Source organism: Cytobacillus oceanisediminis 2691 (assembly GCF_000294775.2).
Classification (GTDB): Bacteria; Bacillota; Bacilli; order Bacillales; family Cytobacillaceae; genus Cytobacillus; species Cytobacillus pseudoceanisediminis.
The window spans coordinates 5152124-5176546 of sequence record NZ_CP015506.1 but is presented as its reverse complement, the minus strand read 5'-3'; the positions used below and the strand labels follow the sequence as shown (position 1 = coordinate 5176546).

22 protein-coding genes are annotated in these 24423 nt (G+C 43.4%); 20 read left to right on the top strand and 2 right to left on the bottom strand.

All coding sequences use genetic code 11. The features are described 5' to 3' along the window. Nucleotides 1-2 precede the first annotated feature (2 nt). From A361_RS25795 to A361_RS25715, 17 genes are all read left to right on the top strand, one after another. Entirely contained in the window at nucleotides 3-1103 is a 1101-nt protein-coding gene (locus A361_RS25795) for an NADH-quinone oxidoreductase subunit D (RefSeq protein WP_019380619.1), read from the top strand. Continuing rightward, nucleotides 1103-2110 (top strand): NADH-quinone oxidoreductase subunit NuoH, encoded by a 1008-nt coding sequence (gene nuoH / locus A361_RS25790; protein ID WP_019380620.1) that lies wholly within the window; start codon nucleotides 1103-1105, stop codon nucleotides 2108-2110. Before A361_RS25795 ends, nuoH begins: the two co-directional genes overlap by 1 nt. Before the next feature lie 394 nt (nucleotides 2111-2504). Further along, entirely contained in the window at nucleotides 2505-2924 is a 420-nt protein-coding gene (gene nuoI / locus A361_RS25785) for an NADH-quinone oxidoreductase subunit NuoI (RefSeq protein ID WP_009332200.1), read from the top strand. Next, on the top strand, nucleotides 2921-3442 hold the full coding sequence (locus A361_RS25780; protein WP_019380621.1) for an NADH-quinone oxidoreductase subunit J: 522 nt from the start codon (nucleotides 2921-2923) through the stop codon (nucleotides 3440-3442). The genes nuoI and A361_RS25780 overlap by 4 nt, the downstream gene beginning before the upstream one ends. Then, the gene (gene nuoK / locus A361_RS25775) at nucleotides 3439-3753 is read left to right on the top strand and encodes an NADH-quinone oxidoreductase subunit NuoK (protein WP_009332198.1); all 315 of its coding nucleotides are present in this window, start codon (nucleotides 3439-3441) and stop codon (nucleotides 3751-3753) included. The genes A361_RS25780 and nuoK overlap by 4 nt, the downstream gene beginning before the upstream one ends. 144 nt (nucleotides 3754-3897) lie before the next feature. Beyond that, nucleotides 3898-5766, top strand: coding sequence for an NADH-quinone oxidoreductase subunit L (nuoL, locus tag A361_RS25770; protein ID WP_019380622.1), 1869 nt, complete (start codon nucleotides 3898-3900; stop codon nucleotides 5764-5766). Beyond that, the gene (locus A361_RS25765) at nucleotides 5763-7280 is read left to right on the top strand and encodes an NADH-quinone oxidoreductase subunit M (RefSeq protein ID WP_009332196.1); all 1518 of its coding nucleotides are present in this window, start codon (nucleotides 5763-5765) and stop codon (nucleotides 7278-7280) included. The genes nuoL and A361_RS25765 overlap by 4 nt, the downstream gene beginning before the upstream one ends. A 6-nt stretch (nucleotides 7281-7286) precedes the next feature. Continuing rightward, nucleotides 7287-8801: an NADH-quinone oxidoreductase subunit NuoN gene (gene nuoN / locus A361_RS25760; RefSeq protein WP_019380623.1), complete on the top strand. Its 1515-nt coding sequence runs from the start codon at nucleotides 7287-7289 to the stop codon at nucleotides 8799-8801. A 289-nt stretch (nucleotides 8802-9090) separates the two neighbouring features. Continuing rightward, complete coding sequence (locus A361_RS25755) at nucleotides 9091-9342, top strand: DUF1146 family protein (protein WP_009332194.1); 252 nt, start codon at nucleotides 9091-9093, stop codon at nucleotides 9340-9342. Nucleotides 9343-9614: 272 nt separating this feature from the next. After that, a complete protein-coding gene (locus A361_RS25750; RefSeq protein WP_019380624.1) occupies nucleotides 9615-10358 on the top strand; it encodes a YwmB family TATA-box binding protein in 744 nt (247 codons plus the stop codon). Nucleotides 10359-10391: 33 nt separating this feature from the next. Further along, a complete protein-coding gene (gene murA, locus A361_RS25745; protein ID WP_019380625.1) occupies nucleotides 10392-11702 on the top strand; it encodes a UDP-N-acetylglucosamine 1-carboxyvinyltransferase in 1311 nt (436 codons plus the stop codon). 389 nt (nucleotides 11703-12091) lie between these two features. Next, a complete protein-coding gene (locus A361_RS25740; RefSeq protein WP_236888089.1) occupies nucleotides 12092-13645 on the top strand; it encodes a sensor histidine kinase in 1554 nt (517 codons plus the stop codon). Nucleotides 13646-13670: 25 nt separating this feature from the next. Then, nucleotides 13671-14357 carry a response regulator gene (locus A361_RS25735; protein ID WP_019380627.1) on the top strand — a complete coding sequence of 229 codons (687 nt, stop codon included), beginning with the start codon at nucleotides 13671-13673 and terminating at the stop codon, nucleotides 14355-14357. A gap of 183 nt (nucleotides 14358-14540) precedes the next feature. Continuing rightward, entirely contained in the window at nucleotides 14541-15518 is a 978-nt protein-coding gene (locus tag A361_RS25730) for a tripartite tricarboxylate transporter substrate binding protein (RefSeq protein ID WP_019380628.1), read from the top strand. Nucleotides 15519-15530: 12 nt separating this feature from the next. After that, nucleotides 15531-15980 carry a tripartite tricarboxylate transporter TctB family protein gene (locus tag A361_RS25725; protein ID WP_019380629.1) on the top strand — a complete coding sequence of 150 codons (450 nt, stop codon included), beginning with the start codon at nucleotides 15531-15533 and terminating at the stop codon, nucleotides 15978-15980. A gap of 21 nt (nucleotides 15981-16001) precedes the next feature. Next, the gene (locus A361_RS25720) at nucleotides 16002-17507 is read left to right on the top strand and encodes a tripartite tricarboxylate transporter permease (protein ID WP_009332187.1); all 1506 of its coding nucleotides are present in this window, start codon (nucleotides 16002-16004) and stop codon (nucleotides 17505-17507) included. 66 nt (nucleotides 17508-17573) lie between these two features. Beyond that, nucleotides 17574-18941, top strand: coding sequence for an SLC13 family permease (locus tag A361_RS25715; RefSeq protein WP_019380630.1), 1368 nt, complete (start codon nucleotides 17574-17576; stop codon nucleotides 18939-18941). A gap of 75 nt (nucleotides 18942-19016) precedes the next feature. Here A361_RS25715 and tcuA read toward each other — a convergent pair whose 3' ends face one another. Beyond that, a complete protein-coding gene (gene tcuA / locus A361_RS25710; protein WP_019380631.1) occupies nucleotides 19017-20516 on the bottom strand; it encodes an FAD-dependent tricarballylate dehydrogenase TcuA in 1500 nt (499 codons plus the stop codon). Between the two features lie 123 nt (nucleotides 20517-20639). Between tcuA and A361_RS25705 the strand changes: the two genes are divergently transcribed. Both A361_RS25705 and spoIID read left to right on the top strand, forming a co-directional pair. Continuing rightward, entirely contained in the window at nucleotides 20640-21497 is an 858-nt protein-coding gene (locus A361_RS25705; RefSeq protein WP_019380632.1) for a LysR family transcriptional regulator, read from the top strand. 105 nt (nucleotides 21498-21602) lie between these two features. Continuing rightward, nucleotides 21603-22634 carry a stage II sporulation protein D gene (gene spoIID / locus A361_RS25700; protein WP_019380633.1) on the top strand — a complete coding sequence of 344 codons (1032 nt, stop codon included), beginning with the start codon at nucleotides 21603-21605 and terminating at the stop codon, nucleotides 22632-22634. Between the two features lie 31 nt (nucleotides 22635-22665). On the opposite strand, the gene A361_RS25695 is transcribed toward spoIID, so the two are convergent. Beyond that, the gene (locus A361_RS25695) at nucleotides 22666-23085 is read right to left on the bottom strand and encodes a VanZ family protein (RefSeq protein WP_019380634.1); all 420 of its coding nucleotides are present in this window, start codon (nucleotides 23083-23085) and stop codon (nucleotides 22666-22668) included. Nucleotides 23086-23228: 143 nt separating this feature from the next. On the opposite strand from A361_RS25695, the gene A361_RS25690 reads away from it, so the two are divergent. Next, a complete protein-coding gene (locus tag A361_RS25690) occupies nucleotides 23229-24194 on the top strand; it encodes a M23 family metallopeptidase (protein WP_009332181.1) in 966 nt (321 codons plus the stop codon). Nucleotides 24195-24423 lie beyond the last annotated feature (229 nt).

The following is a 24423-nucleotide window of genomic DNA, read 5'->3' as shown; positions in this document are numbered from 1 at the left end:
CAATGCTGCGAACCGAAGAAATGCTTTTGAATGTTGGACCTCAGCATCCAAGTACGCACGGTGTTTTCCGCCTTGTTCTGAAAATTGACGGTGAGATCATCAAAGAGGCGAAACCGGTCATCGGCTATCTGCACCGCGGAACGGAGAAATTGGCTGAAAACCTGCAGTATACGCAAATTATTCCTTATACAGACAGAATGGATTATCTTGCCGCCATGACGAATAACTATATCCTTGTGCATGCCGTTGAAACGATGATGGATCTTAAAATTCCGGATCGGGCCGAATATCTTCGGATAATTACCATGGAACTTGGCCGGATTGCCAGCCATCTCGTATGGTGGGGTACCTATTTGCTGGATATTGGAGCGACAAGCCCATTCCTGTATGCATTCAGAGAACGTGAAATGATCATCAATATGCTGAATGAAATATCCGGGGGCCGCTTAACGTTTAACTATATGCGTGTCGGCGGTGTAAAATGGGATGCTCCTGAAGGCTGGGTTGAAAAAGTAAGAGAGTTTGTTCCCTATATGCGTGAACAGCTGAAAGGCTATCATCAGCTTGTAACAGGAAATGAAATTTTCATGAACCGTGTCAAAGGGGTAGGAAAGTATACGAAAGAGGATGCTTTAAACTACTCCCTGAGCGGTGCAAATCTTCGCTGCACAGGCGTGAAATGGGATCTCCGGAAAGATGAGCCGTATTCCATCTATGACCGCTTCGATTTCGATGTTGCCGTTCAGGACGGCGGGGATGCGTGGGCCAGGTATCATGTGCGCATGAAGGAAATTGAAGAATCATTAAAGATCCTTGAACAGGCAGTGGAACAATTCCCTTCAGAAGGCGAAATACTGGCAAAAGTTCCGAAAATCATCAAAGCGCCAAAAGGGGAAGCGTTTGTAAGAATCGAATCTCCGCGGGGGGAAATCGGCTGCTATATCGCGAGTGATGGAAAGAAGGAGCCATATCGCTTAAAATTCCGAAGGCCATCATTCTATAATCTTCAAATTCTCCCTAAACTGCTTGAAGGCGAAAACATTGCGAACTTGATTGCTATTTTAGGGGCAATTGATATTGTCCTTGGGGAGGTGGACGGTTAATGGTAGAAGAACTTCTTTATTCCGAAGCAGGTCTGCTGAATTTCGGTATTTTCTTCTTGCTTGCCACCGTTTTGCTATTAGTCGTTTTGGGGTTTGTTACTTATGCCATCCTGGCAGAACGAAAAGTCATGGGGTTTATGCAGCTGCGCCATGGCCCGAATCAGGTCGGAGGACGCTGGGGGCTTCTTCAGACCGTTTCTGATGTATTAAAGCTTTTATTAAAAGAAGACACCATTCCTAAACTTGCAGACAGGCCGCTGTTCATTCTTGCACCGGTCATTGCGTTTGCACCGGCATTTATGGTGCTGGCAACGATTCCTTTTACAGATAAACTTCAGTTTGCTGATATTGGAGTTGGACTGCTGTATTACATAGCCATTTCCGGACTGACAACAGTCGGTATTGTCACCGGAGCTTGGGCTTCCAATAATAAATATGCCCTGCTTGGGGGGATGCGTGCTGCGGCCCAGATGATTTCTTATGAGATCCCGCTCGTTATGTCTGTATTAGGCATTATCCTTTTAACAGGCAGCTTAAACCTCAATGAGATCGTGGAAGCGCAAAAGAATGGCTGGTTCATCATTTGGCAGCCAATTGCTTTCATCGTATTCCTGATTGCTTCGACAGCTGAGCTGAACCGTGTTCCATTTGACTTGCCTGAAGCTGAATCAGAGCTGGTCGCAGGTTTCCATGTTGAATATTCCGGCTTCCGCTGGGCGTTCTTCATGCTTGCGGAATATGTATATTTCTTTGCAATGGCTTCGTTGACAACCGTATTATTCCTTGGCGGGTGGCTGCCGCTTCCATTCCTGGAATTCATTCCGGGTGCCGTTTGGTTTGCACTTAAATTCACGGCTGTAATCTTTATCTTGGTTTGGTTTCGTGTCACATTCCCGCGCCTTCGTGCAGACCAGCTCATGGAATTTGGCTGGAAGGTTCTGCTGCCCGTAGCGCTTGCGAATATCTTCTTAACAGCTTTGCTGAAAGAATGGCTGAATATATTTTAATTGAAGACCGGCCTCATAAAGTTTCGTGAACTGTCTAGCTCCACAAGGAACGATTCGACAGCATCTTCATCGCAGGACTAAAAAGCGTTAGCTTTTAGGAGCGCCTACCCCCCTCGAGGTCACAAGCTTGTCTAGTTGCGGCTCCTAGGGACGAAAGACTAGCCAATCCCTTTCAGAAGGAAAGAACACCTTCTGAAAGGGCTCGTCTTGTGCTTGTCGGGGGTGGGCAAGGCGCTTCCGCATTTCTAAAATTGTCCAGCTCCAGGCGCCATCGGCTCTCGGGTCTAAGCCAATCCGTCCAAAAGGTAAAAAAACAACCTTTTAGCCGGCTCGTCTTATGCTTGTCGCCGATAAGCGGGCGCCTTATGCATTTCTTAACAAGGGGTGAAAAAACATGCTTGGTTTAGCGAAAGGATTATCGTATACCCTAAAAAACCTGACACGCAAAAAGGTAACCTATGACTATCCGAATGAACCGCTTCCGCTTCCGGACAGGTTCAGGGGAATTCAAAAGTTTTATCCTGAAAAGTGCATCGTGTGCAATCAGTGTGCAAATATTTGTCCAACCGATTGTATCCAGCTGACAGGCAAAAAGCATCCGGACCCTGCCAAAAAGGGAAAAATCATTGATACCTATGACATCAATTTCGAAATTTGCATCCTTTGCGACTTGTGCACAGAAGTCTGCCCAACCGAAGCGATTATCATGACCAATAATTTTGAACTGGCGGAATATAGCCGGGATGAGCTGTTTAAAAATCTTGAATGGCTTGATGAAAATGATGAAAATATACGGAAGGTGAATAAAGCATGACGTTTTCAGGTGAGTTTTTAGCGTTTATGTCTCTAGCTTTAGTTGCGGTCATCGGCGGCGTGCTTTTATTAAACCTTACCAAAGTCGTGCATATGGTTGTCGCTCTGGTATTTACATTTGTAAGCATTGCCGGAATTTATGTGCTGCTTTCAGCTGAATTCCTGGCAGCCGTCCAGATCTTAATTTACTCCGGTGCCATTACCATCATCATGCTGTTCGGAATCATGCTGACACGCCATAACGATACAAGCGAGCCGAAAACAGGACGCTTTCGAAAGCTGTTATTATTCCTGGGTGTGCTTGGCTTTGCTTTCGCGGTGTACATCGGGATTTATAACCTCGATTTGCCGTCAGCACCGAATGACCTTCATGTCAATAATACAGAGCAAATCGGAATTGAGCTTTACTCAAAATTCATAATTCCATTTGAAGTAACATCTGTCCTATTATTGGTCGCTTTAATTGGTTCAATTGTTTTGGCTAAGAGAGATGATGAAAAGGAGGCGGAAAAGGAATGAGTACAGTTCCCGTTCAAGCCTACCTGGCCTTGGCTTTAATTCTTTTCTGCATCGGGCTGTATGGTGCCTTGACAAAGCGCAATACCGTGATTGTCCTGATTTCAATCGAACTGATGCTGAATGCGGTCAATATCAATCTGGTGGCATTCAGCAAATACGGCATTATGCCATCCATAACAGGCCAGATATTTGCTTTGTTTACAATCACTGTTGCAGCAGCAGAAGCAGCAGTTGGCCTGGCGATATTAATTGCCCTGTACCGTAATAAAAAGAGTGTTAATATTGATGAAATGGATGCTATGAAGCACTAAAGAGACTGTGGAAATGCAGCCGGACTGGCTGAGAATAGAGAGTAGTGAAGGCTGCCATATATGGCGCCGCCTTTATGGACCTGAAAAAAGGTCCCAATCTGACACGCCAAGCATTAGGGTGTGTTCAAAAAGGGGATTGTGATAATGATGGAGAATGCATGGATCATACCGCTTTTCCCGCTTTTATCGTTTTTGTTCCTTATTTTATTCGGCAAACGGCTAAAAGAAGCGAGTGCTTATATAGGAATTCTGTTTACCCTGGCATCGCTTGTCTATTCAATATTGGTGCTATTTGACCGGTTTTCGGCACCAACTTTTAAAGCAGAAGGCGTTTGGCTGACTATAGGGGATGTTCAGTTAACAGCGGGTTTTGAAGTTAATCAGTTAAATGCATTGATGCTGGTAATTGTATCACTTGTCAGTTTCCTGGTACATACGTATTCGAAAGGGTATATGCAGGGTGATGACCGCTTCCCTGTTTTCTATGCTTATTTAGGGTTATTTACATTTGCCATGCTGGGCCTTGTCATCTCGCCTAATCTGCTTCAGACGTACTTCTTCTGGGAACTTGTCGGACTTGGTTCCTTCCTGCTGATCGGATTCTATTTTTACAAAGAGGAAGCAAAGGCTGCGGCTAAAAAAGCATTTATCATGACCCGTATTGGGGACGTCGGCCTTTTGATCGGAATGATTCTATTATTCTGGCAGGCTGGCAGCTTTGAGTATGATGAAATTTTTGCAGCTGTTGAAGCTGGTGCCATTTCTGGCACAATGATTACGTTAACAGCCATTCTTATCTTTGTAGGGGCTGTCGGTAAATCGGGCCAATTCCCGCTGCATACCTGGCTTCCGGACGCAATGGAAGGACCGACGCCGGTCTCCGCATTAATCCATGCTGCGACAATGGTAGCGGCAGGTGTGTATTTAGTGGCAGCGCTGTTCCCGCTGTTTACAGCAAGTGAAACAGCACTGATGACTGTTGCTGTAATTGGGGCATTCACAGCCATTTTTGCGGCAAGCATCGGCCTGGTCCAAAAGGATATAAAGCGGGTGCTCGCTTATTCAACCGTCAGCCAGCTTGGCTATATGATGCTGGCGCTCGGTTCTGCCGGATATGTAGCCGGTGTATTCCATTTAATGACACATGCCTTTTTCAAGGCCTTGCTGTTTCTTGCAGCCGGAAGTGTCATCCACGCGGTTCATACACAGAATATTGAACATATGGGCGGATTATGGAAAAAGCTGCGCGTGACTGGCCCTCTATTCCTGATTGGGACACTGGCGATCAGCGGGGTTCCATTATTTTCAGGGTTCTTCAGTAAAGATGAGATTTTAATTGCTGCCTGGGCGCATGGGAATACAGTACTGTTCTGGCTAGCGGTGATTGCTGCGTTCTTTACGGCATTTTATATGTTCCGTCTGTTTTTTATGGTTTTCGCTGGTGAAGCAAGAACCGATATGAAAAATGTTCACGAGTCGCCTAGTGTAATGACGCTGCCAATGGTGGTCCTAGGAGTGCTGGCTGTAGTGGCTGGATATGTGAATACGCCATGGTTTGGTACGTTTCTTGGTGATTGGCTCGTGGAAGATAACCATGCTCTGGGCCATGGCCATATTGAGGGACCTGCATGGATAATGATTGTCGCCACTGCTGTATCCCTGCTTGGAATTTTCCTTGCCTGGCTAATGTACGGCAAACGTTCGCTTGCCCGTGACTGGCTTACAAGCAGAATGCCGCTTTCATACAACGTTCTGTACAATAAATACTATATTGATGAATTCTATTCGCTGACAGTGGTGAATGGTGCGAAATTCATTAGCTCATTTCTGCGATTCCTGGAAGTGTTCCTGGTTGAAGGACTCGTGAAGAGCGTTACTGGAATCACGTCTGCACTCGGAAGACTGGGTTCTAAATTTCAAAATGGCCAGATTCAGACATACGGAACAGCAGCGTTTGTCGGGCTTGCTATTTTAGTTGTCATCTATGCGTTTACGGGGGGGTACTTAAAATGAACTTAGCGTATTTTCTATCCATTTTAGTTTTCTCCCCGCTCCTTGGTATTTTAGTATTATCATTCCTGCCGAAAACACAGGAAACATTGATCAAGACCGTAGGATTTTTGGCTACCATTCCGGCACTGATATTGGCGCTGATAGCCTATTTTCAATACCGGGCAGGTGCAAGTCTGGAACAGCTGAATGAAAAAGTCAGCTGGATTCAGTTTGGAGATTCCGGCCAGCTGGGCAACCTTTTTTCCATTGATTATGAACTGGGGCTGGATGGATTTTCATTAATCATGGTTGTGCTCACTGCTGTGCTTTCTACACTGGCAGCTATTGCTTCTATTCATATTAAAAAAGAATGGAAGGGCTACTTCATGCTGTTCCTGCTGCTTGAAGTCGGCATGCTTGGTGTATTTGCGGCTGAAAACCTGATTCTTTTCTTTATTTTCTTTGAAATCACCTTGATTCCGACCTTCTTCCTGATCGGGAAATGGGGTTACTTTGAAAAGGAAAATGCCGCTTACAGCTTCCTGATCTATAACGGTCTCGGATCTGCTGTGCTGCTGATTGTCATTATGGTGCTGTTTGCCCGTACTGGCACAGCTAATATTGATGCTTTGATGGCCGCAATGAACGCGGATAATCCGCAGCTAGTTGCGCCAATCTCTGAAAATATGAAAATGGGCATGCTGATTGCGCTTTTAATTGCGTTTGGAGTGAAGCTTCCTATATTCCCGCTGCACAGCTGGATGGTAAGGGTGCACGTACAAGCTCCGCCATCAATCGTCATGCTGCATGCCGGAGTGCTTTTGAAAATTGGTGCCTTCGGTTTAATCCGCTTTGGTATGGGAATATTTCCTGAGCAATTCCAAAGTATTGCTGTATGGCTGGCTGTGCTCGGAGTCGTGAATTTACTGTATGGAGCATTTCTGGCATTTGTTCAGACCGATTTTAAAATGGTGCTTGCCTACTCCTCTATTTCCCACATGGGAATCGTTTTAATCGGGTTAGGCGCATTAAATGAGGCAGGAATCCAGGGGGCGATTTTCCAGGTTGTTTCCCACGGTTTAATCGCAGCACTTTTATTCTTCCTTGTTGGTGTTTTCTATGAACGCGTTCAAACATCCAATATTCAAAATCTCGGAGGTTTGGCAAAAGGGATGCCGCTTACAGCAGGCTTCCTGCTTACAGGGGCTATGGCCTCACTTGGCCTGCCTGGCATGTCTGGGTTTGTAAGTGAATTTATGGCCTTCCTTGGCCTGTTTAAAGAAATGCCGATTCTTGCCGCAGTCGGTGCGATCGGAATCATTATGACAGCTGTTTACCTGCTTCGCGCGGTACTGGGCATCACATACGGCAAAGCGCTTAGAGATTTTGCCGGCGTAACGGATATGAGGAAGTTTGAGTTTGTGCCTGTCCTGGTATTAGTCGGCTTAATTGTCCTGATTGGTGTTTATCCGAGTGTACTGAGCGAACCGCTGACATCAACACTTGAAACGATCATGCTGGGGATAGGAGGGTGATGAAGGATGGATCTCGAAACATTATTATCATATGAATGGGGCATTATGACGCCGGAGTTCATCATCCTTGGTGTTGCGACCGCTCTTTCACTAATGGATTTGTTTATGCCGAAATCACAAAGCCGTAAAATTCTCGGCTGGGTCGGCTTTGCCGGAGTTCTGGCAGCACTTGTTTCTTTACTTGGCCTTATCGGACACGGCCCGGAATCCATTTTGCTTGATACATTCAGGCTTGATTCATTTGCAAAAGCTTTTAAGCTGCTGCTTTTGATCGGATCGGCAATGGTACTGCTGATTGCCATTGGCTATGAGCCAAATGAAGGATTGGAAGAGTTCAGGGGGGAATTTTTCTATCTATTCATGGCTGCATTGCTTGGAGCGATGATCATGTCTTCAAGCGGAGACTTAATCACCCTGTTTGTGGGACTTGAGCTTCTTTCCATCTCGTCTTATATTCTGGCAGGCATGAGAAAAAGAAATCTGCATTCAAATGAATCTGCCATGAAATATGTAATAAATGGCAGTATCGCCACAGCGATCACTTTGTTTGGAATGAGTTATGTATACGGTTTAACTGGAACTACGAACTTAAAGGAAATGGCAGGATTTTTGCCATCCATCTATAACGAGCAGCATATTTACCTGCTTGGCCTTGCGTTCTTTATGATTGTGGTGGGGCTATCCTTCAAGTTGGCAGCAGCACCGTTCCATATGTGGGCGCCTGATGTGTACCAGGGCGCACCAACACCTGTAACAGCTTTTTTAAGTGTAGTTTCCAAAACAGCCGGGTTCATCATTATAATCCGCATCCTGTTCTCAATCTTTGCGAATGCACCATCCGGTGAGGCTCAGGGGCTGCCGATGATTCTTGCTTTCCAGGATTACATAGCCTTCCTGGCCGGCGCCACGATGATTATTGGGAACCTGATTGCGTTAAGACAGCGGAATATCAAGCGTTTGTTTGCCTATTCCAGTATCGCACAGGCTGGTTATCTGCTGGTCGTCATTGCGAGCATGTCATTGTTCATGTTTGATACACTCTGGTTTTATCTGGGAGCCTACTTATTCATGAACTTGGGTGCTTTTGCGATCATCCAGCATGTAACACATAAATCGGGCTCTGAAGATATCAGCCAATTTGCCGGCCTATACCGCCGCGCTCCGTTCCTGGCCATTGCCATGGCCATCTTCCTGCTCTCGCTTGCAGGAATTCCGGGAACAGCCGGTTTTATTGGCAAACTGAATATCTTTATGGGTGCATTAGTGCCGAGTGAAGGGCATTATGTATTAGTATCGATAATGATTGCGACAACAGTTGTTTCATACTTCTATTACTTCGGCGTAATGGTGCAAATGTTCTTCAGGCCAGCAGGTGATACAGGGAAGGTTAAGATCCCAGCTGCATTAACAGCTGTTATCGGCATTAGCCTGGCAGCAACAATCCTATTTGGAGTTGCACCGAATATCGCATTTGACTTCCTGCAGGGCAATTTCAATCAGTTCACTGATTTCTTTCAGTAAGGTAAAATCGCTTTATAGGATGGGGATTATAAAAAAGCTTTTACAAAAAGGGGACAAAAGGGGTATTAATAAGAGGGGGAATTTACCCCTTCTTTTTGTTTGCCCCTGTTTACACTTCGTGTTTTTTCGACAATTCGATATAATAGACATACAAACTGCGAAAAAGAAAGAAACTTAATTTTCAAAAAATATACAGTCATGAAACTTACCTGGTAAGATAAACGTCAAATGGTATTGTAGCGCACAAAACAGGTAAGCGACGTGGCAAATTGTTAAGGGAGGGAAGAAGATGGTATCAGGATTTGGGCAACAGGCACTTATCAGCATTATGTCTCATCTGGTGTTTATTGCGCTGGCCTGGTGGGCGCTTCAGGCACTGCGGTTTGAAACGCTATTGCGGGCGAATCATGTTTTTCAGGCAAGAGTACTGTATGTTCTGCTTTCCATTGTGATTGGATCAGCCGTAAGCAATTTCTTTCTCGATTATCTTCTATGGTCCCAGCAGCTGCCGCTTATTCTGCAGAACATCACCTTTCTTTAGGAGATGCATTTGATGGCCATATTTTTTATAAATATAGGTCTTCATACATGTTTTCATTTTGATAATTATTGAGTAAAATCTTTTTGTTGCTTGTTTTCCTGCATACATACTAGTTTGTGAAATGGTTTTCAAAGTATGCAAAAAAGGGCAGGAATAGCATCGGAGTTAACAGTGATTTTGCTGCCTTTTCAGTTTGTCAAAAAGTGACGACAATTCCCAAGTATGCTCTCTCTATCCTTGGTAACAATGGTACTAAGGGGAGGAGTTTAGAGATGAAAAAATTATTCATGACATTATCCATTATTGCCATTATTGGTTTCATGATGATAAACATTGGGAATAAGACGACTGTAGCCAAAGGGGAGCTTGACCTGTTAACGATGGCCTCGGTTTTACAGGGCAAGAATATTTTTATCAAGAATTGGACTTTGCATGCGAGAGAAAAAATGGAAAATCTTCAAACCCTTCAGGAAGTGAAAGCATTCACCGATGAATTGCAGTCGAAATATCCTGATTGGGAATGGAGCTTTCAAAGATCAGAAAAGGCTTGGGAAGCAGAAGCTATTATTATGAAAACAGATACTCAGTCAGAAGCAGTAAAAGTTTTATCGACCCCCACAAAAGGTCAAGTTCAGACGTATGTGATTTATGAGGCCAAAGGTCAGGGGTGGAAGAAAGAACAAAGCGAACTGGCTGCAGAACTGAATAGTAAGATTTCTGACATTTTTCGAGGAAATGCCACAATTTTCTCTTGTATCCAGGGTGAATTCAATGATAAGATGAATAAGTCTTTGCCTGATACTGCAGCTCAATTGCTGGCAGCTTTTAATGCAACGGAAATAGAAGCAATAAAAGAAGACCAATTTATTTCAGCATCAGCAAATTCACCGCTTTTTGGTGAATCCATTGAGACAAATGGCAATAAAATGAACATGCAGCTTGGATTACGGACACAAGGAATGGGCGCCAAGACAAACATAGTTATTGGCACACCCATCATTACGATTGAATATTAATATAGAGAAATTGGACGCGGAGGGGAATACACTTTGGATAAAATCATCGTCCGCGGCGGAAATAGGTTAAGCGGTACTGTCAAAGTAGAAGGAGCAAAAAACGCTGTCTTACCGGTTATCGCCGCAACACTGTTAGCAAGTGATGGCAAAAGCGTAATTCGTAATGTCCCAACACTCTCCGATGTATATACTATTAATGAAGTATTACGCTATTTAAACGCCGAAGTGGAGTTTGAAAATAATACAGTAACAGTAAATGCATCTCGAGAGTTGAAGGTAGAAGCACCTTTTGAATATGTACGCAAAATGCGTGCTTCAGTTTTAGTCATGGGATCTTTATTAGCAAGAAATGGCCGTGCCCGTGTGGCATTGCCAGGGGGCTGCGCAATTGGTTCCCGCCCGATCGATCAGCATTTAAAAGGCTTTGAAGCGATGGGTGCGAAAGTAAAGGTTGGTAATGGCTTTATTGAAGCGGAAGCACCAGAAGGCCGCTTGCATGGAGCAAAAATATATCTCGATTTCCCTAGTGTTGGTGCTACGGAAAACATTATGATGGCTGCAACATTAGCCAAAGGCACAACGATTTTGGAAAACGTAGCAAAGGAACCGGAAATTGTTGACTTAGCTAACTTCCTGAATAAAATGGGTGCCAAGGTTAAAGGGGCAGGAACTGGCACGATCCGCATTGAAGGCGTGGACGTACTGTTTGGTGCAGAGCACAACATCATTCCTGACCGCATTGAAGCAGGTACATTCATGGTAGCAGCTGCCATTACAGGCGGAGACGTTCTTGTAAAGGGTGCTGTTCCTGAGCATTCCGCTTCTTTGATCGCCAAGATGGAAGAAATGGGTGTTACCTTCATCGAAGAAGCTGAAGGAATTCGTGTACTGGGTCCAGATAAATTAAAGGCAGCTGATATTAAAACAATGCCTCACCCTGGCTTCCCGACAGACATGCAATCACAGATGATGGCCCTATTGCTTCATGCTCAGGGTACAAGTGTGATCACGGAAACTGTATTCGAAAACCGATTCATGCATGTGGAGGAATTCCGCCGCATGAACGCTGATATTAAAATTGAAGGCCGTTCTGTCATTATGAACGGACCAAGCAATCTGCAGGGTGCAGAAGTAGCTGCTACAGATCTTCGTGCAGCCGCTGCGTTGATCCTGACTGGATTGGTGGCAGATGGCGTAACACGCGTAACAGAGCTGAAGCATCTTGACCGCGGATACGTGAATTTCCACGAAAAGCTTGCTGCACTCGGTGCAGATATCGAACGTGTGACAGAAGTGGAAGAAACACCTGTTAATAACAGCATTGTTTCTGACATGAACGCGTAAGTAATGCCAATCAAGGCGGCCACCTGCAAGTCGTCAAAATAGTCGCCTTGCGCGCATTTCAAACTGAAACCGCAGAATCGAGCTGTCAGAGGACTGACAAATCGATTCTGCGGTTTTTAATTTCTGATATTAATAACATTTGAACGCCGAGAGGCTCGACTTGTGCTTGTCGGGGGTGAGCACCTAAGGGAAGCTTCCTTGGGTGTTCTTCGCACGGAACAAGCGCTTTTGGCTTGTTCCGAAGGCGCTTGCGCTTTTCTTATTGGCCGACTAGTAAGAAGTATTCATGGATAATTTTGAATATTTATACTAATATAATAGAAAAAGATGGGATATAGTGAACAGCTAATGAAGATATCATGAAAAAATTCCTAAAGGTTTCATTGAAGGTGAAAATTCTGGGATTGGTCCTTATGCTGATTATATTTATCATCACTTCTTTATCAGGTCTATTTATTTATATGAAGCAGGCTGATGATGTGGTAAAGGCGAGGGAAATTTCCTTGGAAACGGCCAAGACCCTGTCTTATATGCCTGCCCTGCAAGATTTTTTTCGGCATGGCGGCGAATATGAAAATATCAATATATTGATGGACCAGATTAAATATCAATCCAAGCCCATGACTGTATTTTTTCAGGGCCGTGATGGGAGGCTGATTGCTTCAACAGATGAACAGGGTTTATATAAAATGCTGAATAATGACAATGCAGATAAAGCGCTTACTTATGGGAGCTATTACGTACTCCAAACAACGGAAAACGGCAGAAAGGTGCTTAAAGCGATTGCCCCAGTTATGGTGGATTATGGACCATATAAAAAAGTCGAGGGTACAGTCGTTGTTTTATATGAAATGGATGCGATATATATTTCTATTTGGGACGACATCGCAAAGATTCTAAAGGCCTCCGTATTGATCTTAATTATGGGGATTTTTGGAAGCTTCCTATTGGCCAACAGCATTCGCAAAGATACTCTCAATCTGGAACCATATGAAATTGCCGCTTTGTTCAGAGAAAGAAATGCAATCCTGCAATCGGTGCGAGAGGGAATCATTGCTGTGGATGCACAAGGAGTTATCACCATGATGAACTCGTCTGCACAGCATATGCTGGATATTGAGGCACAGGCAGAAGGTCGGCCCTTAACTGAAGTAATTGACTCCTCAGAAATGTTAAAGATCCTTTCAAACAATGAAAAACAAATGAATGTTGAAATACAATACAAAGAAAAAATTATGATCGTCAGCACTGAGCCAATTATTGAAGAAGAACAAAAGAAAGGGATGGTCGGAAGCTTTCGTGATCGGACAGAGATTAAGCATATGATTGATGCCCTATCTGAGGTTAGGCAGTATTCCGATGACCTGAGAGCTCAAGCTCATGAATTCACCAATAAGCTGTATGCCATTCTCGGCCTTCTTCAGCTGAATAAGAAGAGGGAAGCGATTGAGTTTATTAAAAATGAGGCACATATCCATTCAATAGAGGAAGATTTATTACTATCGAAAATACAGGATGAAAAAGTCCAGGCCATCCTATTAGGGAAAATGGCGCAGGCATCGGAAAAGAAGATAAATTTTGTTATTGACCCAGAAAGCTCGCTGGAATCCCTACCGGTAAAATTCAAGCTATCTTCCCTGATCATTATTTTGGGAAATCTCATTAATAATGCATTTGATGCCGTTGCAGAAAAAGAAGAAAAGATGGTTCATTTCTTTGTGACAGATATCGGAAATGACGTAATTTTTGAAATCAATGACAACGGCAAGGGAATTAAGGATGAGGATAAGCCGTTTATTTTTCAAACCGGTTTTTCTTCTAAGGGAAAACATAGAGGATATGGACTTGGGAATGTAAACGATGAAGCACGATCATTAGGCGGAATGATTGAATTTGACAGTAATGAAGAAAATGGTACGGTGTTCACTGTCTACTTGCCATAATGATTATCTCTTATAAAGGGGGAATTTGAGTGGGGTAATCAATGTTGTAATTGCTGAGGATGATTTCCGAATTGCGCAAATCCATGAAGAATTTTTATCAAGGGTTAAGGGCATGAAGTTAGTCGGGAAGGCCTTAAATGCTAGGGAAACTATGAATTTATTGAACGTCCATCAAGTGGATTTGCTGCTGCTGGACATATATATGCCGGATAGATTGGGAACAGACCTGCTGCTGGAAATCCGTGAAAAGTTCCCCACACTGGATGTTATTTTGATATCAGCCGCCAGAGAAAAAGAATATTTGCAAAAAGCCTTGAAATTTGGCGTCCATAACTATTTGATTAAGCCGGTAACAATGGAGACCTTGATCGGAACACTTGAGAAATATAGGCAAGATAAGCAGATCCTGGACTCAATAGCGGAAGTAAATCAGGATGCCATTGACCGGTTATTTGGAAGCCGCAAGGTGAAAGAGGATAAACTTGATTTGCCTGCAGGAATTGACTACCTTACCTTAAACAAAGTAAGCCAAATACTAAAGAAAGAGACGAAAGGCATGTCCGCTGACAAGGTTGGCGAAAAAATGGGCGCATCCAGGACTACGGCCAGAAGGTATCTTGAATATTTGGTAAGTGCCAATAAAGCGTATGTGGAGCAGGAGTATGGAATTGTAGGACGGCCGGAACGAAATTATTACATAAAAGAAGGATGAGGAAAGGTCCGAGTGATCAGGGCTTTTTCTTTTTTTTATAAATATGTGAACCAATGAACATATGAACATAATGAACAAAATGCATATAAAGGTTTATATGGACATTTTTTTGAAAACGTTTACACTATGGTATTTAGAATTTATTATAAATTCAGAATAAATAACTTATAAGGAGTGGATACCATGAAAAAACTTGGAATATTAATATTATCTGTAGTATTGCTTTCGGCATGTTCATCAGGTAAAGCATCTAACAGTGCAGATTACCCTTCTAAGAACATTGAAATTGTAGCCCCTGCATCTCCGGGTGGAGGATGGGATTTGACTGCCCGATCCGTACAGAAAATCTTAAAAGATAACAAACTAGTCAAGAGTAATGTAAATGTCATTAATAAGCCGGGAGGCGGCGGTGAGGTGGGCTGGAACTATCTGCACAGCAAAGACTCTCATAACCTTGCAGTAAATTCGAGTTTGCTCCTGACGAATAATTTACTGGGACAAAGTAAGCTGACGCACAAAGAATTTACTCCGTTAGCAACTCTGGCCACTGAATGGCAGGCAATTGCCGTATCGGTTGATTCTCCATATAAATCCATCAATGACTTAATGGACCAGATCAAGAAGGATCCAAAGTCCATTAAAATCGGAGTTGGCCCTGGATTAGGAAATGATGACCATCTGGCATTTGTACAGGTTGCAGACATGAAAGGGATCACACCAGCAGATTTGAATTTCCTTGTTTATGATGGTGGCGGGGGAGATGTGGTTACCGCTTTGATGGGGAACCATGTGGATGCTGTAACCACATCGTTATCAGAGGTTAAGGATCAGCACTTGGCTGGAAAGCTTAGAATCTTGACTGTATCCTCTGATAAGACATTGGAAGAGCTCGAAGATGTGCCTACACTTCAGGAAGAAGGAATAGATATGGTCTTTCCTCACTGGAGAGGTATTATGGGCCCGCCTGACATGACTGAAGAAGAAATCAAATATTGGGATGAGAAGTTAACGGAAATGGTTAAAACGGATGAATGGAAGAAGCTGCTTGAGAATAATGACTGGGATGACTTCTATCAAAATAGTGAAGAAACCAAAGCGTTTTTTGATGAACAGGAGAAGTTATACAAAGATCTGATCAATGATTCTGGATTGGTTAAGTAAGGGAGCGATGGGATGAAAGCCGTAAAAATAGGAATGCCTTTGTTAATGATCATCATTGCCGGTTTCTTTTTAATCAGCTCATTCGCCATTCCAAAGGCAAATCTCGGAAACCCAAACGGGCCTTTATACTTTCCGATAGGATTAAGTATTTTCATGCTGGTGCTTAGCGTCATCTATCTCTTTAACGAATTAAAAACCCTGCATGAACATAATGGGAAAATCCAGGGGCTTTTTGAGGGGAGAACATTGAAATTAATAGCAGTGACCATCGCCCTGGGAGTGATTTACGCTTTTATTTTCGAACCTTTTGGATTTCTGGCTTCTACCATTATTTTCCTTGGATGTCTGCTCTTCTATGTGAATGGATGGAAGAAGTGGAAGGCTAATATCATTGTCACGGTTTCATTTTCGTTCATAACCTGGTACGGCTTTAGTGAATTATTGGGTGTGAGTTTACCATAAATATGGAGGTGAGAAGTTAGCATGGATGCTTTCTTGCAAGGGTTCCAGATCGTTTTACAGCCAATGAATATCTTTTGGGTTGTAATTGGCGGGTTTTTAGGCACGATTGTCGGCATGCTCCCAGGCCTGGGGCCAGCTACAGCTGTTGCGGTGTTAATACCCATTACCTTTGGGATGGACCCGACAAGTGCGATCATTTTAATGGCTGCCATTTATTATGGTGCCATGTATGGCGGCTCAAGAAGTTCGATTCTACTCAATACACCGGGGGATGGATCTGCCATCGCGGCCACCTTTGACGGATATCCGATGGCTCAAAAGGGACAGGCAGGAGAGGCAATGGCCATTTCCGCAGTGGCTTCCTTTATTGGCGGTGTATTGGCGGTCTTTGGTTTTATCTTTTTGGCAAAGCCGCTGGCAAACTTCGCTTTAAAATTTGGCCCATCAGAATATTTCCTATTAATGCTTTTAACATTATCGGCCATTGTATCACTTTCTATCGGTAAAATGGTGAAAGGCTTCATCGCGATGGCGCTGGGTCTTCTGATCAGTACCATTGGAATTGACCCCCAGACGGGAGTGCACCGTTTTACAATGGATATTCCCCATTTAAGTGAAGGTATTGAATTCCTCATTGTTATTATCGGTGTTTATGCAGTAGGAGAAGTTTTTTATAACTTTTTAACTATTGATAAAGTAAAAAAAGAAAAGAAAAAGGTTGGCAGAATCTGGTTTACCAAGGAACAATGGAAAAGGTCGAAGTGGCCGATACTTCGCAGTGCTCCATTAGGATTTATCGTTGGTGTCCTCCCTGGGGCGGGAGGATCGATTGCTTCCATGATGAGTTATTCTTCTGAGAAGCAGCTATCAAAGAAGCCTGAGGAGTTCGGTGAAGGTGCTGTTGAGGGACTTGCAGCTCCGGAATCATCCAATAATGCTGCTTCTGTTGGGGCAATGATTCCGCTTTTGACCATGGGAATCCCAGGTTCAGGCACGACAGCGGTCATGCTGGGAGCTCTTATTATGCTGGGAGTGAGACCTGGCCCCTTGCTTTTTGAAAATGATCCTGGAATGGTATGGGCCCTGATCAACAGCATGTTTATTGGAAATATCGCATTAGTCATCATCAATATTCTCCTTGTCGGCTTATTGGTGAAAATCCTGGATACACCAGCTAAGGTTCTATATCCGCTTATCATCATGCTGGCGTTTATAGGCACATACACACTCAGCTATAGCACCGTTGATTATTTCCTGCTGCTTCTTTTTGGCGTAATTGGGCTTTTTATGAAAATAATGGACTTCCCAATTGCCCCTCTGGTGCTGGCAATTATTGTGGGCGGGGATATGGAGCAGAATTTCCGGATGGCCCTGACTTCATCTAACGGCAGCTTAAGTATATTCTTTTCTTCCGGAATATCGATTACACTGATTGTGCTGACTGTACTTTCTTTGTTCTATCCAATTGTGATCAATAAGTTCAAGAAGAAAAGCAGAAATGATGATAAAGATGCTATCTCTGCTTAATATGGATCCAGGAAAGTCCACCAGAATAATGGTGGATTTTCCTGTTTACGCCGAAGGAGAAACATTATGAAAAAGAAACTTCTAATGATTATAGCAATCGCGCTGTATCTTTTCTTTTTTATCCTCCCGATGCAATGGAATATAAAAGTACAGTCGCTCGTCGCGCTTGTGATCATCCAGCTATTATGGGTGGGAAACGTATTTCCCCTGGCCTACAGCTCACTACTAGTCATGCTGATGTTTTCCTTTCATTTTTTTACTTATGAAGAGGTGCTGGCATATATTAGTTCTGATGTTGTCTGGCTGCTGGTTTCTACATTTATCATCTCAAGAGCCTTTATCGATACTGGATTAGCCGACAGGCTTTCCCTGGTGATTTTGAAATGGTCGCGCGGTGCAGGCAAGGTGCTTGTCTTCATCTCATTTTTACTTGTCTTTATTTTATCGGTCCTTGTACCGTCCAATGTCGGGAAAGCAAGTCTTATTTCCTCCGTATTTGATAGTCTGATCAGAAGCTTAAAGTCAATGGACGAATCAAGCAATCTGGCGAAATCCTTGTTCATCGGCATCACCTATCTGATCCCGATTACTGGTGCTTTTGTTGCTACAGGAGCAAGTTCAACGATCTATGCTTACAGTCTTTTGTCCGATAGTGGCCATCATATTGATTATCTGCAATGGACTCTTACTTTTGGAGTGCCAATCGCTATTTTTGCCGTGCTGCTCGGTCTGGCATTCATCATCATGTTTCCGCCGGAGAAAATGAACAAAGAGCATTTGCTGTGTCTGCTTGAAGCCAAAATCAGCGAATTGGGAAACATCAGTGCAAGAGAAAAGAAAATGCTTGCGATTATGGGCGTTACACTTACTCTTTGGATCACGCAGACCATACATGGATACTCAATTCCCCTCATTGGACTTTTGGGCGCCTGTCTGACCATATTCCCGGGAATCGGAGTCTGGGAATGGGAGCGGGCAAGAAAATCGATTAATTGGGATATCGTTCTGTTTTTTGCTTCCACGCTCATGGTCTCAGGGATGCTGTTAAGTACAGGCACCATCGATTTGCTGGTTAAGTATCTCACCCCAATCCTTGCCCTGAAGACTCCGTTTATGACTGTTTTGATTTTAATTCTATTAACTTCATTGATGAGAATCATGTTTGTGAATGTCTTAGGTTTCCTGGCCATTATGCTCCCTTTAGTTATTTCACTGGGGGATGTATTAAGCGGCTTCCCAGCTCTGAACCTGGTGAAGGCCGTGCTTTTGGCAGGTATTCCAGGCTTCTTCTTTATCACCCAATCGCCTGTCCATTTAATCAGTTATTCATATGGCCATTTTAGTGAGAGAGATTTGCTTAAAGCGGGTGCTGTTTCCTTTTTGATTTGGATCGGGGTTATTTTAGGAGCGTTCGCATTTTATTGGCAGGGATGAGGCGACTTACGGCTGTCTCTTCTTCAATTTTGAAGAAAAAATGGCGTGCTCACTTAACTGAGCACGCCATTATAGTTATTTAATTGAAGCCTTGGATTGATTCACTGCGAATGAGGCGGCCTGAGTTCCGGCGACTTTGCCATAAACGGCACCGGACATTAAGCCTGATCCGCCTGGATAGTTTTTATAAAAGATTCCGCCGACCATCTCTCCTGCTGCAAAAAGCCCTGGAATTGGGGTCTGTTCTTTATTTAGTACTTCTCCATCGGTGTTAACATGTAGTCCGCCAAAGGCAAAGGTAATTCCGCATGTAACCGGGAAGGCATAGAAGGGTCCTTTCTCAGCCCGCAGTGCCCAGTTCGTTTTTTCAGGAGTGATGCCTGATGTTGATTTTCCATCTTTGACAGACGGATTATAATCACCATCTTGAACAGCATCATTATATTCTTGAATGGTTTTTAAAAACTGTTCTTTTTCAACAGGGAGCTGCTCCGCTAATTCCTGGAGCGTGTCTGCCTGATAAACAGTTGCTTCTTCCAGATTATATTCTTTGCGCAGAAGAGGTCTCACTTGGCTATCAAAGATCTGGTAAGCAACATGTCCAGGCTGTTTTAAAATTTCGCGTCCATATTTTGCATAGGTATAGTTCCTGAAGTCGGCGCCTTCATCCACAAAGCGGTACCCCTCTTTATTTAGCATGATTCCAAGCGGGTATGAATGCTTCTTGAAGATATCGCCTGGCTTTGTGAAATCACCGACCTTTGGAACATTATAGTCTGTACCAATGGAGTGGCATCCTGACCATTCACCAAATGTTTCGGCTCCAGCCTCAATCGCCATATTGATTCCGTCACCTGTATTGAATTCTGTGCCCCGGACAGCAGCTGCTTCCCACTCAGGTCCTAAATTCCTGGAGCGCATTTCTTTATTGGCTTCAAAGCTTCCGCAGGCAAGCACGACGCTGTTTGCCTCTACGATAAGTTCTTTCTCTTTTTGCTGAACGACTGCGCCGGTTATTCTGCTGTCTTCGGTTAATAACTTTGTTGCCTGGGCCTCATACCATATGTCAATCCCTGCTTCCTTAGCACGCTGGAAAAGTGCCTTCATTAAGCCAATTCCTTTTTCCTTAGTTTTAACAGGAAGGCCGCCCCAGAAGTGAATTTTGTCATCCTTTTTAAATGATTGATTATCATAATTCAGTTCAAATTCGACACCCTGCTCTTTCATCCAAACGATTGTTTCGTAAGACTTAGAAACAAGCTGATTTGCCAGCTCCGGATGGCTCTGGCCTTCAGTCACCCTCATTAAATCATTATAATAGTCAGAATCACTGTACTCCGGCATCACAATTTTACCGGCTTCTTCATCTGTCAATGAGGGCATGATTCTTCTGATATCGCTTAAATCGTTATAAGCAAAACGGATGGCCCCATCTGTAAAATAAGAATTGCCTCCGCGCTTATGTTCAGGACCTTTTTCAAGGATCAGGACGCTTGCCCCATTCTCCTTTGCCGAAATCGCCGCACATAGTGCCGCATTGCCGGCTCCTACCACTAATACATCATATTTAGCCATTTTAAGTACCTCCCGACGAATTTTTACTATTTATAACTTTATTGTAGGGGGAATGGTAAAATAAATGAAATATTGATATTTTATTGTTAACGATTAAAAATTTCTATTTCAATGGAGGAGGAAATGGACGAAAAAGATTGGCTCATCCTGCAGACAATCCATAAAGAACGGAATATTACGAAAGCTGCGGAACAGTTGTATATCTCGCAGCCTTCATTGACGTACAGGATTCAGCAGCTGGAAAAAGAATTTGCTGTAAAAATCCTATCACGAAGAAAGAGAGGAGTGGATTTTACATCTGAAGGGGAATATTTAGTGGAATATGCCAATAGGATGATTCATCAGCTAAGGGAAACGAAGGATTTTCTCAGCAGCATGGAGGGTGAGGTAAGAGGAGCATTAAGGCTTGGAGTCTCACAAACGTATGCCAGATATAAATTGCCTGAAATACTGGCTGCATTTCTAATTCAATATCCACAGGTAGACCTGAAGTTAAAAACCGGCTTCAGCTATGAAGTAATCCAAATGGTTCATAAAGAAGAAGCGAATATTGGCATCGTCCGTGATCCTTATGATTGGAAGGGGCCAAAAATTTTAATAGATGAAGAGAGAATCTTCCTTGCTTCAAACGATAAAATCGATTTAGAACAGCTTCCATATCTGCCGAGAATAGATTATAACACCGATCCATCCTTAAAAAATATTATCGATCTTTGGTGGAAGGAAAACTTTAACCATCCTCCTACTATTACAATGGAAGTAGATATTATCGATACATGCCGTGAAATGGTTCTGAATGGGCTGGGTTATGGAATCCTGCCGGAAATTTGCCTTAAAGGCTGCACAGATCTAAACACATGGGAATTGAACTTAAAGGGTGAAACGCTTTACCGGAAAACATGGCTTGTATTTAATGCAAGTTCACTGAATCTCTCCGTCTCAAATGCTTTTATTGAATTTATCCGCGGCAGTAAAGCATAAATTGGTTAAATGGCAGTCCGGTTCATTAAGTTGTCATAATAGCTTGTCCATAGCCATAAACATGAAATGAGTTCGAATTATTTATTTGCTATGGAGGCTTAAAACATGACAAAATTCAAACCTTTCATCGTACTAGCCGCACTGTTGTTTGCCGTCACGCTTATCGTTCCCGCCCTGCTTGTGATTCCCTTTACAGAAGGAAAAGTCAGCGGGAAACTTGGCGAGGAGCTTAAGACTGAGACGAAAAAAGAGACAGCGGCAGAAATTCCTCAAGGGCCAGCCATAGAGGTAGGGGTCTACCGCCTTGCACAGAAAAAGCTGGAGACGGTTCCGCTTGAAGAGTATATCGTCGGAGTAGTAGCATCGGAAATGCCGGCTGAGTTTGAAGAGGAGGCTTTGAAGGCTCAGGCATTGGCAGCCAGGACATTCATTGTGAAGCAGTTAATGAATAAAGATAGCGTTGAACTTCCTGAGGGGGCATTAGTTTACGATACAGTAACCCATCAGGTTTATAAAAGTGATGAGGAATTGAGACAGCAATGGAAACAAGATTATAAGTGGAAAATCGAAAAGGTAAGAGAAGCCGTTACCGAAACGCAAGGCCAGATTCTTACTTTCGACGGCTCACCGATTACAGCCTCCTTCTTTTCAACAAGCAATGGCTTTACGGAAAATTCCGAAGCTATCTGGCCAAATTCTGTTCCTTACTTAAAAAGTGTAGAAAGCAAATGGGACCTGCATTCTCCAAAGTTTAACGGCAGAGAGGTATTCACAGTCCAGGATTTTGAAAGGAAATTGGGTGTACAGCTTCCTAATGATAGCACGATTGGCACCGTAACTGAACGCACAGCCGGCCAGCGGGTCGCAAAAGTGGATATTAACGGAAAAGTCGTCAGCGGTAAAGACATCCGGGAGAAGCTTGGCCTGAAATCAACAGACTTTACCTGGGAACGCAAAGGAGACAATATCATCATCAATACCCAGGGCTACGGCCATGGAGTCGGCATGAGCCAATACGGCGCAAACGGCATGGCAGTTGAAGGAAAGAGCTACAAAGAAATCGTTGCCCATTATTATAAAGGGGTGGAAATTGCCGCTTCTGACCAGCTGCTGACGAAAGTCACGGCTAAGAAATAAGGAAAAGAGCTGATTCATTGAATCAGCTCTTTCAATTTGCTTTATTAAAAAAACCAAGAAAATTAGCAAGCTTTTTAAACTTCCCATAAAAAAGAGCCCGGCTGATCAAATACCAGCACACCAGCACACCGGTAATATCCTTGACAGCGTCAATCACAGTAGCAGACCGATAAGGTACAAACGATTGATGAATTTCATCGAGAATCCCGTAAAAGCAAGCCAATACGGCCAATAAAATATTTACTCCCGGGGTTAGCTTAAATACTGTTAAAGCAGCCAAAACCAGAAGAACATACAAAATACCAAACTCAATCAGATGCATAGATTCTTTTAAAAAACGGTCCACCGCCAGATCCGGCAGCTCCACCACTGCATCTGCCGGCATGCTGGACAGGACCCAAATAAGCGCCATATAAAGGAAAGGCAGCACCCGTATTATCCACTTAACCATCTATAAGTAACTCCTTATAAATTTTTTTCCCAAATCATGCATAATCCGAAAACCTTTGTCGAAAAATAAGCCCAAAAAATTTTTTTTGAGAAATGTATATAATCCTCTCAATCTGTTCAGACTGATTGCTGAGGTGATGATAAATGAGAGAGGAAGAAAAGAAACGATCTTCTCAAGATTCCAGCTTTAAACGCTTTATGAAGAAGCGGTGGGCATTCCCAGCTATCTACATTGCAAGTGCAGCAATCATTCTAACCGGTGTTCTTTGGTATCAAACAAGCGACAACGCTACAGACACTGACAGCTACGATTACGAAGCCACTGATATTACCGGCAAAAAGTACGACGAGCCAGCATTGGAAGTTAACCGCGCAATGGAAAACTTCGTAATGCCTGTCAAAGATCCAGACTCAGCTGTCATTCAAAAACAATTCTATGACTATGACGGCAAGGCTGAAGAACAGGAAGCTGCTCTAGTATTTTACAATAACACATACCATCCGAACACAGGTATTGATATCGCTACAAAGGATGGAGAAACTTTTGATGTCCTTGCTGCATTAAGCGGAAAAGTAACTAAGGTAGAAGAAGATTCACTTTTGGGCAATGTCATTGAAGTGGAGCATGACAAAGGAATTGTAACACAATATCAATCTGTTACAGAGATGAATGTTAAGGTTGGCGACCAGGTAGAACAAGGTGATGCCCTTGCGAAGGCAGGCGAAAGCTTGTTTAATGAAGAAGCAGGCGTACATGTACACTTTGAAATCCGTAAAGACGGAATGCCGGTCAATCCGCTTGATTACTTCAATAAGCCGCTTAGCTCTTTACAGGAGTTAGACACAACTGACAAAGCTAATGCTGAAGAAAACAGCGGTGCAACTGAAGGAAACGACGAAGCTGCTCCTTCTGAGGACAAGTCAGCTGAAGAGTCTGGCAAAACGGAAGACGAAGGTTCTGCTGAAGAACCTGCGGATGAAAATGCCGGAAATACGGAAGAAGACGAGTCTGCTGATACAGAAGAAGATCCAGCTGGAACTTCTGAAGACGAAGGTCAAACTGACGACCAAGTTGAGGAAGACACTGCAACTGAATCAACTGACGCATAATGATAGGGAGTCTGCCGAAATGGCGGGCTCTTTTTTTGACAGAATGTATGAATCCTGAAGTTTGATAACTGTCTAGTGCAAGGAGCCTGCCCCCTCGATTTGTAGGGGGTGGGCAAGGCGCTTCCGCTTTTCTTTTGACAGGTACCACCCGATTTTTGTCGAATCAACATTTTTTAGACAATTCTGCCATTGTCCTGTATAATATTTCGGAAAACGAAGAGTTATACAG